This is a genomic window from Microcystis sp. M53602_WE12 (assembly GCF_030065455.1).
Lineage (GTDB): Bacteria > Cyanobacteriota > Cyanobacteriia > Cyanobacteriales > Microcystaceae > Microcystis > Microcystis aeruginosa.
The window spans coordinates 1-8,914 of the sequence record NZ_JASJFB010000273.1; the positions used below are offsets into that span (position 1 = coordinate 1).

The window sequence follows — 8,914 nt, forward strand, 5'->3', positions numbered from 1 at the left end:
ATTGAGTCGCCGTATTTCCAGAGAATCCAAGTGCAGGCCACGCCTAGGGGTAGGGTAAAAAGGACGCTGAATTCGTGGTATTCCATGAGGACGTATTGACCGAGGGGCGAATTTTCCTTTAGCCATGCCCGCGCACCGCCAAACTCTAAATCGGCCCGATAGCGCATATAGGCTAAATTACCAGTGGCGATCGCTAAAAAAGCGAGGACGGTAGCCCAGAAGGTGAGGGTTCGCATTTGCCGCAAGAGTTTGCTAGAACCTCTTAACAGGGGAAAAGCGAGGTGGCCTGCGTAAACAATGACGACTAGGGCTAATAAAGAGCCAAAACCGTGAATTGTGCCTAACCATCGCTGCCACGGACTCGGATGCAGGAGATTGACGAAGGGCAGGAATAAAAATAAGCCCGCCGAGAGGATTCCTAGCCCATAAACGCAAACGGTGGCGATATCTAGGGTTTTGGGGAAATCTATTTTTTCGGATTCTGTGGGATCAGATAACATCTGCTTCTCCTTGACGATTTGGAAAGAGTAAATGAGAAATTATCTCAATTAAGTCGAACTTTGATCAAAAAAGTCCAGAGAATACCTGTGTCCAACCATCAAAGGATTTTTAGACTCAAGTTGACGCTCAATAACGTCAAGACTAGAATTTAGACATAGACAAAGCTGGCGCTAAATGATTCTAGTAATCACTTAGCCTCAACTATGCACTGCTAAAGGAGCGACTGGCATCGCTTCTTTGGTTTAATCAGGCTCTAGACTAATTTTCTTGTCAACCATTCAGTCTAGGGCTTTTTTTTAGCCAAGTCTAGTATCAACAATATTTTTTAATAGTTGAGAATAATTCTTAACTATTTTGAAGCTAATGCTTAAATCTCTGGCACAATTGATTTTTGATGGTTTAAAAACGCTAAAAATAAGGATTAAGTGGCATAAAATATCCAAATAGACTGTTTAATTGATTACTGTTCCTTCTTAATTCTCCTGGCTACTGGCTGCTGACTCCTAACCAACCAAGATAATTTTTGATTTTTACAAGAGGTCTATTCCTAAGGGTGTCACACTACGGCTATCGGTCTTCTCCCCACTCCCCCCCGCAACGCTCACGAAGTGGTCTCCCCACTGCGGTAAACTAAATGAGATGATCCACGGGAGTTATGACTATGACCACTCACTTTATTAGTGCCGAAATCGACCTACAGGAAACCCCGCAACAACTGCAGCAAGAAATCGAAAAAGAATTAGCCAAACGGGGTGAACCCTTGCGTTGGGCAATCACAGAAGTGGATAGCGAGAATAATCAAGTCAAAGTCGAAGCGATTGTCACCACTGCCTCGTGAATTCCCGTCCCTATACCGCCGTACTAATTATTCCCACCGGCATCGGGGCAGCGATTGGCGGTTATGCTGGGGATGGCATTCCCGTGGCCAGAGCGATCGCCCAAGTTTGCGATCGCCTAATTACCCATCCCAATGTCCTCAACGGCGCACAACTGTACTGGCCTCTGGACAACACCTATTATGTGGAGGGTTACGCTTTAGATCGTTTTGCCCGGGGGGATTGGGGATTAAGTCCCGTCCATCAAAATCGCATCGGGTTACTATTCGATCGCGCCATTGAATTTGACCTCTTGCAAAGACACCTTCAGGCTGCCGATGCTGTCCGGGCCACCCTAGGCTTAGATCTCACCGATTACCTGATCACCGATGCCCCCCTAAATGTGCAGTTGCGAGAGGCAGCCTCCGGGGCCAGTTGGGGAACAATTGGCAATCCCGACAGCTTGCTGCGGGGAGCAGAAAAACTGATTAACCAAGGCCGGGCAGAAGCGATCGCCATTGTTGCCCGTTTTCCCGACGATCCCGATAGCATTGCCCTGGCTAATTATCGCCATGGTCAGGGGGTGGATCCCCTTGCCGGGGCCGAAGCGGTAATTTCCCATCTGGTGGTGCGACAATTCCAAATACCGGCAGCCCACGCTCCCGCTTTAAGTCCGCTGCCCCTCGATCCGCAACTTTCCCCCAAGGCCGCGGCCGAAGAAATCGGTTATACTTTTTTACCCTGCGTTTTGGTGGGTTTGAGTCGCGCCCCCCAATTGGTCAAGCGGCCCGGTCCCGATGCTATTTGGAGCCGGGAGGTGGACGCGCTGATCGTTCCCGCCAGTGCGTGCGGTTCTAGCACAGTTTTGAGTTTTTGTCAAGAAAAAACTGTACTGATTTCCGTGCAGGAAAATAGTACAAGAATGAAGGTGGCCCCGGAACCCCTAGGGGTGAAAGCAATTAGGGTACACTCGTATATGGAGGCGATCGGTGCGATCGTTTGTCAACGGGCAGGGGTTAACCTAGCATCTCTTCGCCCTAATTTAAACTCTTTACGCTGTTTATCCGAGAATCCGTGACTAATTCCCCTAATTCCGAATTTGATCCCCTGACACGCACACAAGTCCTCACCATTATGGCGGTAACGGCGATTATCTTGCTGGTAGTCGCCAAAGTTTGGCAATATTTCGGTGCGATCGCTATTCCCGCCATTCGCTGGACTCTCCCGGATTTCCTGTTCGGATTAGCCTTAGCGGGGGCAATTAGTGGAATTAGTGGGCTTCTCTATCGTTTTTGGTCTAGTTATCGCCATAGTGCTAATGCTTACTTAGAATTAGTCATTAAACCTTTAGCATGGCCCGATTTAATTTGGATTGGATTACTGCCGGGGTTAAGTGAAGAATTATTATTTCGCGGGGTGATTTTGCCAGCTTTGGGCTTAAATATCTTTGGTTTAACCGTTTCTAGTCTAATTTTTGGTATCCTCCATTTTAGCGGTCCCCAACAATGGCCCTATGTTATCTGGGCAACTGTTGTCGGTTTTGCCCTCGGTTATACCGTCATCATCACCGGTAATTTATTAATCCCAATTCTCGCTCATATTATCACCAATCTCCTCGCTAGTTTTCTCTGGAAATTACAGCATAGGAGTTAGGGGATAGGGGAAGTGGGGAGATGGGGGAATGGGGAGAACAAATAAAACGCAATCTCCTGACTCACCGTTCGCTCAAATTTTTGAACTCCACCTTATTATCATGGCAAAAAAGCTTACAGCATAAAGTTTTCAGAAGACCTAGCGGTGGTTAACTTCGAGAAAATTAATACAAGGTGATCTCGAAGGGATCTGCTTCGCAATGTGCCAACTAACCTACTTAAAATCATAACTGCTTCATTTTCGTAGCGATGCCGCGGGCACAGCGAAGCTGACCGCCCAAAATAGTTCCTCGCTCCCCGCTTAATCGGTTAAAAGCCTTGCACAGAAAGCAGTTAGCCTCATTTATTGAAGCTCCCTAAGTTTAAAATAAGCGAACGGTGAGATAGGATTAGGTGTAATATCTTATTATTCCATGTCCTAGTGAGGGCAGATTCAGATACATATTTGGTTACATTAGTGCTGAAGAGGAGAACAGGAAAATGAGTGGTTCGACTAAAGACAATCAGGGAGCTAATATTTCTATTGGTAACAATGCCACTATTGGAGGCGATGTAGTTGGTAGAGATAAGATAGTCACTACAACTGCGACTGCTGAGTCGTCATTTTCTCAAGAAGAACTCTTAGAGCTTCTTAAACAATTAAAAGCATCAATCAAAGAGTCTTCCATCGATGGAGATGACAAAGATTTAGCCGTCGGTCAAGTCGCTGCTGCGATTAATGAAGCTAAAAAAGGAGGTATTAGCAATTCTCAGGAATCCCAAGAAAAATTTGGGCAATATCTCTCAAACACTAAAGATATCCTTGACAAGGTGAAAGATGTTGGGGAAATTGGAACTAAAGCTTGGCCAATTCTCGTAAAAGTCGCTAAAATGATCGGACTTTCACTTATTGTCTAATTTCTAGCCTCATTGTTTTCTACATACGGTTAACTACTTTTGAGTGATGAGGTAATGGCTATGGAAGACAGTATAAATAACCAGAGTACAAGTATCTCCTTTGGCGATCAAGCAATCGTTCGAGGTGATGTTGTTGGTGGTAACAAATATGAAATTAAATTTTATGCCTTGTCATCAACTTCTGTAAGTTGGAGTCAATACCGTCAAGAGGATCGACCTAGCCAAGAAGATCCCTATAAGTTTCTAAGTTACTATGACACGACGGATGCTGATATATTCTATGGTCGGGAAGTTGTCTCGGATTTACTGGTTGCCAAAATCTCTAGTCATAAATTAGTGCTAATTAATGGAAAATCGGCGAGTGGCAAAACATCCTTAATTAATGCTGGTATCATTCCTAGACTGGTAGAAAGAGGTTACTTTACCATCGTTTTTAGAGATTATGGCTATCCCACCGACCTAATTAAAGAGGGAATTAACAATCTTGAAAATGTCAATATCGATCTGAGTCATTGTCAGACAATGGCTGAAGTTTTAAATCAGGTACGCCATGAGTCGAAACGTCCCTTAGCGATTTTCTTGGATCAATTTGAAAGATTCTTTTTAAATTTACCAGAACAGCAGCAGACCAAGTTCACTCAAGAATTTGGTGAATGCTTAAATCAGATTCAAGCTTCATCAATTACCTTTATTATTTCTATCCGCCAGGATTTTTATGGAAATTTAGGAGAATTTTGGGAAACATCACCGGAATTTAATACTGAGAGTTACTTCTATTATTTAAAACCTTTAAACAAAAGTGAAGCTCTCAGTGCGATTAAAAAACCGTTGCAACGCCTCTATCCTAATATTATCTACGATCCTGATTTATTAGAGAATCAACTTCTACCTCAACTTCTCAAGGGAATTAATGAAGAATCGCGTGAGCAAGTCGAACCCGTTCACCTTCAGATTGTTTGTAACCGACTGTTTGATGAAGCGAGAACAAGATATCAGGAGCAACTACAAGCAGGAGAAACAGTTATTATCAAGGAAAATCTCTATCAAGAACTGGGTGGTGTTAAGGGGATTTTGCAGGGATATGTGGATGTAATTCTTGACCAATTTCTGCCTCAAGAACGGGAAGAAGCGAAGTTAATTCTCAAGCAAATGGTTACGAGTCAAGGAACTCGTGCTTTTAAGTCTCTCACGGAAATTTCTCAACAAATTGGTATTGCTCAAACGGAAATAGAAGCAGTCCTTGAAAGGCTAGACAGAAGCCGTCTTATAGAAACAATCCCTGGGGAAAAAAAATATTCTTTAACCCATGAATATTTAGTGCAGAAAGTAAATAAGTGGTATGATATTAAAGAATTAGAAATTAAGAAAGCACAAGAACTTTTTGAGAGATGTTTCGCAAATTGGAAAGTTTATCGACATCTTATTCCTGTCAATCAATTTAAGGAGATTGAACCCTTTAAAGCCAATCTTGATTTAGATTCTGAAAAAGAAAAATTACTTCAACATAGCTTATGGCGATATTATAGCGACCGTGGCTTGAAAGGATTAATTGTTTTGCTCTTCTCCGTGATTTCTGTTTATTTAATACGGGTCATTCCGAATGATATTGGTCGTTTAAAGGTAGAATCAATACAGGGAGAAAATTTGAATCATGCCACAAGAGTATTATCTGTGGAAAAGGACGGTAATGTAAAAGAAGTAAAAGTGAGTTGGGGACTTCCAGATTTGGGGGGTTTGCCAAAAGGATTTTACTATGTTGAAGTAAAAAACAATGGCTATCTTGTTAGGTATCCAGTAAAAATAGAAGGATACAGGCGTTATTTAAATCCTATCACTATCCAAATACCAACTGATAAGTTATCAGGAAATTTAACTCAAGATATGGCACTTATCCCCAAGGGCCAGTTTTTAATTGGCAATCCCCTTGAAAGCAAAAAGGAAAAGGAAAAGGAAATTGAGTTAGACAGTTTTTATATTGACAAACATGAGGTAACTAATGCTGAATATAGACAGTTTTTGCAAGAGATTGAGGAGAATCCAGCAAAATATCAGAAATTATCTGGAGATCAACTTTTCTATAAAGAGAATCCCCAAAACCATAAACCTGACAGGTGGAATCCGCCTTTTTATAATAAATGGAGTAAAGAACCAGATGCACCAGTTGTCAATGTCGATTGGAAAGACGCTTTCGCTTACTGCGCTTGGCAAGGAAAACGATTACCAACTGTTTTTGAATGGGAGAAATCTGCTTATGGCATATATAAATCATCTGACAAACCCCAAAAATATAATTATCCTTGGGGGAATAATCTTGACCCCACTAAAGTTAAAGCAAATACTGGCGATAAATGGCGAGATAAGGATAATTGGGATGATCGCCATGCGGAGAAAGTTAAAAGTTATCCCGATGGACAGAGTATATACGGTGTCTTTGATCTGATCGGTAATGCTTTTGAATGGACAGATATTTGGTATGTTGGCTCGTTAGTCGATAATGACATATCTGCTTCTTTGAAATCCGATCATAACAAACAACCTCTTAAGGGAGGCTCTTATGGACAAGACATAGCTTTATATCCGATCCATCAAAAACCGTCCCTAATAGATATTAGCCAAAAAAACCTGCAATATGGTTTTAGATGTGCTGTTTCTAAAGCCGATATTTGACGAAAAGCAGAAATTTAAAATATCGAGGAAAAATCAGTCATGAAACTTAAATTGAGACTTCTTAGAATTCACAAGGTGGTTTTACTTGCCTTAACAATCACTCTTTTGTGCGTGGTTCCTGTTTTATCTCAAGTATCTTACAAGGCAACAGTTAGTCGGATCGTAGAAACGAGAACTGGAGTTCAATTAAGTCAAGCTTCCCAGCTTAACCCAACAAATAACGTCAATCAGTTAACTCAGAATATTTACACAAAGATAAAACCTCCGGGCAATCCGTTACCGAAGATTATCATCCCTTTAGGAACTACTGACTTGAATAAATTCCAAAATATCCTGGCTTCTAAAAAGGTATCTGCTAACTATTATCAAAGTGTCGGTGAAACCCATGACATGGGAAAAGAGGGGGTGTGGGAGTCAGTTAATGTAAACTCACTTCGTTCTACTGACCCGGCTTATGCTGTCGTTCTGAGTAAGCCTAACTACGGAAAAACTAACCACTTAACTTTTAGAGTTATCGGTATTAACAATAATGTTCCTATAATTAGTTTTGCTAGTCCCGATGTTGCCCTAAAAGATAGTATATCTGTTGATTTTATCGTAGATACAGGCAATTCTGGGTTAAAGTCTGAGCAGATTGGTAAAGCTGTTGAAGCCAAAGATTATCGATTACGCTATCGAAGGGAGTATGCTAATTTTCAAGAATACAAAGGCAAAGTAGATATTTTAATAAGAAATACAATGATTCAGCAAGCACCGCCTCGAAAAGTAGATTATTTGGTTACTATCTCCCGCTAAGAATGATAAAAAACGATGATTAATAACGAGCAAATAACCAAAATTTTAGCCCATTTTTTAGTCACAATTACGCTAATTCTTGGCTTAAATGTATGGCAGATTCAAGTATCCGCTCAAGTTACACCAATTACTGACAAAATCTTTGACGAAGAAGTTCTAGAAAGCAATACTTTTGTTCTAGTTGAGTTTTATGCGCCCTGGTGTGGTCCCTGTCGTATGGTTGCACCAGTCGTGGATGAGATTGCTGAACAATATGCAGGTCGCGTAAAGGTTGTCAAAGTGAACGCAGATGAAAATCCGCGAACTGTTAGTCAGTATAACATTCGCAGCGTTCCCACTCTGATACTCTTCAAAAAGGGTCAAAAGGTCGATCAGATAATAGGTGCTGTTCCGAAAGCAACCCTAGTCGATTTCATAGAGAAACATTTAGGATCTAAATGAATAGATTGCTTATCTTCTGGATTTTTTGTCATAGTTTTAAAAAGCATTGAAACTTGGTCTAGGTTGAAAAATCTTAGACTTAACCGTTCCTACAGCATATTGCTCCTCTCACCGTTCGCTCAAATTTTTGAACTCGACCTTATTATCATGGCGAAAAAAGCTTACAGCATAAAGTTTTCAGAAGACCTAGCGGTGGTTAACTTGGAGAAAATTAATCCAAGGCGATCTCGAAGGGAGCCGCTTCGCAGTGTGCCAACTAACCTACTTAAAATCACAATTGCTTCGTTTTTGTAGCGATGCCCAGGCACAGCGAAGATGACTGCCCAAAATAGTCCCTCGCTCCCCACTTAGTCGGCTAAAAGCCTTGTACAGAAAACAGTTAGCCTCATTTATCGAAGCTCCCTAAGTTTAAAATAAGCGAACGGTGAGTTCCTGACTCTTGACTCCGAACTGCGAACCCCCAACACCCTAACACCCAACCTCTTTTTTACTTTTTACCTTTAAAAACATGGAAGTGCAATTTCGCGAATTTAATCCTTTTGATGTCTGGTTTTGGCTGGAATTTTCGACAGTTCCCTCGAATATGGAACAGCAGTATGTAGAAGAAGTTTTTGCTTCTTGGTTTTATTTGGGTAAATTAGGAGCTTTCAATGCCGAAAACCTACAGGTACAGGAGGTGGGAGTCGATATTAGTTATATGGAATACGATCCAGATATAGCCGAAAATGCCTTTATGTCACCGATGCACAATATGACCGATTTTGAATACTTAGGTACTTGGGGACGTTGCTGGTTTGATCTCGGTACTAGCGATCTTATTGCTTTGGATATTTTAATCAATGCCTTGACCCAATTAAGTAAGGATTTTGTCGATATTAAACGTTTAATTATCGGGGGAGAAAATCAAGATTGGCCAGTTGGCGATCGCAGCAATTATCTCTTTAGCGAATAATTAGGGTTTAGTGAAAAAGGGTTCTTCGGTTTGTGTTATGCAATGGAGGGGGTTTATAAGGGATGAAACCCTTATATAGAAAGACATTTGGCGATTTTTGTCAATTGTTTTCGATCTAGAACGAGCTAATCAATTAAGTCTCTTGCCGGATAAGGATTTAGTCGATTTATGCCCCCTGATCGAATCATACCAAG

The 8,914-nt window shown here is 41.4% G+C and carries 9 protein-coding genes; 8 read left to right on the forward strand and 1 reads right to left on the reverse strand.

Translation table 11 applies throughout. The features are described from left to right. On the reverse strand, nt 1–500 hold a 500-nt coding region (locus PX482_RS09875), incomplete at its 3' end, for a hypothetical protein (protein ID WP_288122376.1). Between the two features lie 662 nt (nt 501–1,162). Between PX482_RS09875 and PX482_RS09880 the strand changes: the two genes are divergently transcribed. The 8 genes from PX482_RS09880 to PX482_RS09915 all read left to right on the forward strand — a co-directional run bounded on the left by PX482_RS09880 (nt 1,163) and on the right by PX482_RS09915 (nt 8,720). Further along, nucleotides 1,163–1,339 (forward strand): DUF8621 family protein, encoded by a 177-nt coding sequence (locus PX482_RS09880; protein WP_002762817.1) that lies wholly within the window; start codon nt 1,163–1,165, stop codon nt 1,337–1,339. Continuing rightward, nucleotides 1,336–2,394: a DUF3326 domain-containing protein gene (locus PX482_RS09885; protein ID WP_002762816.1), complete on the forward strand. Its 1,059-nt coding sequence runs from the start codon at nt 1,336–1,338 to the stop codon at nt 2,392–2,394. Before PX482_RS09880 ends, PX482_RS09885 begins: the two co-directional genes overlap by 4 nt. Then, nucleotides 2,391–2,969, forward strand: a complete 579-nt coding sequence (locus PX482_RS09890) for a CPBP family intramembrane glutamic endopeptidase (RefSeq protein ID WP_002762814.1) — start codon at nt 2,391–2,393, stop codon at nt 2,967–2,969. The genes PX482_RS09885 and PX482_RS09890 overlap by 4 nt, the downstream gene beginning before the upstream one ends. A 479-nt stretch (nt 2,970–3,448) precedes the next feature. Next, nucleotides 3,449–3,865: a hypothetical protein gene (locus tag PX482_RS09895; RefSeq protein WP_002762813.1), complete on the forward strand. Its 417-nt coding sequence runs from the start codon at nt 3,449–3,451 to the stop codon at nt 3,863–3,865. 54 nt (nt 3,866–3,919) lie between these two features. Next, nucleotides 3,920–6,532, forward strand: coding sequence for an nSTAND1 domain-containing NTPase (locus PX482_RS09900; protein ID WP_288096437.1), 2,613 nt, complete (start codon nt 3,920–3,922; stop codon nt 6,530–6,532). A gap of 39 nt (nt 6,533–6,571) precedes the next feature. Then, a complete protein-coding gene (locus PX482_RS09905) occupies nt 6,572–7,327 on the forward strand; it encodes a hypothetical protein (RefSeq protein WP_002762811.1) in 756 nt (251 codons plus the stop codon). 126 nt (nt 7,328–7,453) lie between these two features. Continuing rightward, nucleotides 7,454–7,768 carry a thioredoxin gene (gene trxA, locus PX482_RS09910; protein ID WP_502846639.1) on the forward strand — a complete coding sequence of 105 codons (315 nt, stop codon included), beginning with the start codon at nt 7,454–7,456 and terminating at the stop codon, nt 7,766–7,768. Between the two features lie 508 nt (nt 7,769–8,276). Continuing rightward, nucleotides 8,277–8,720, forward strand: a complete 444-nt coding sequence (locus PX482_RS09915; RefSeq protein ID WP_002733109.1) for a DUF3531 family protein — start codon at nt 8,277–8,279, stop codon at nt 8,718–8,720. The last annotated feature ends 194 nt before the right edge of the window (nt 8,721–8,914 follow it).

What these genes read in the sequence shown, in the direction of transcription:
- PX482_RS09900 (WP_288096437.1), top strand. Translation starts at nt 3,920, where the DNA reads ATGGCTATGGAAGACAGTATAAATAACCAGAGTACAAGTATCTCCTTT.
- PX482_RS09915 (WP_002733109.1), top strand. Translation starts at nt 8,277, where the DNA reads ATGGAAGTGCAATTTCGCGAATTTAATCCTTTTGATGTCTGGTTTTGG.
- PX482_RS09895 (WP_002762813.1), top strand. Translation starts at nt 3,449, where the DNA reads ATGAGTGGTTCGACTAAAGACAATCAGGGAGCTAATATTTCTATTGGT.
- PX482_RS09905 (WP_002762811.1), top strand. Translation starts at nt 6,572, where the DNA reads ATGAAACTTAAATTGAGACTTCTTAGAATTCACAAGGTGGTTTTACTT.
- PX482_RS09880 (WP_002762817.1), top strand. Translation starts at nt 1,163, where the DNA reads ATGACCACTCACTTTATTAGTGCCGAAATCGACCTACAGGAAACCCCG.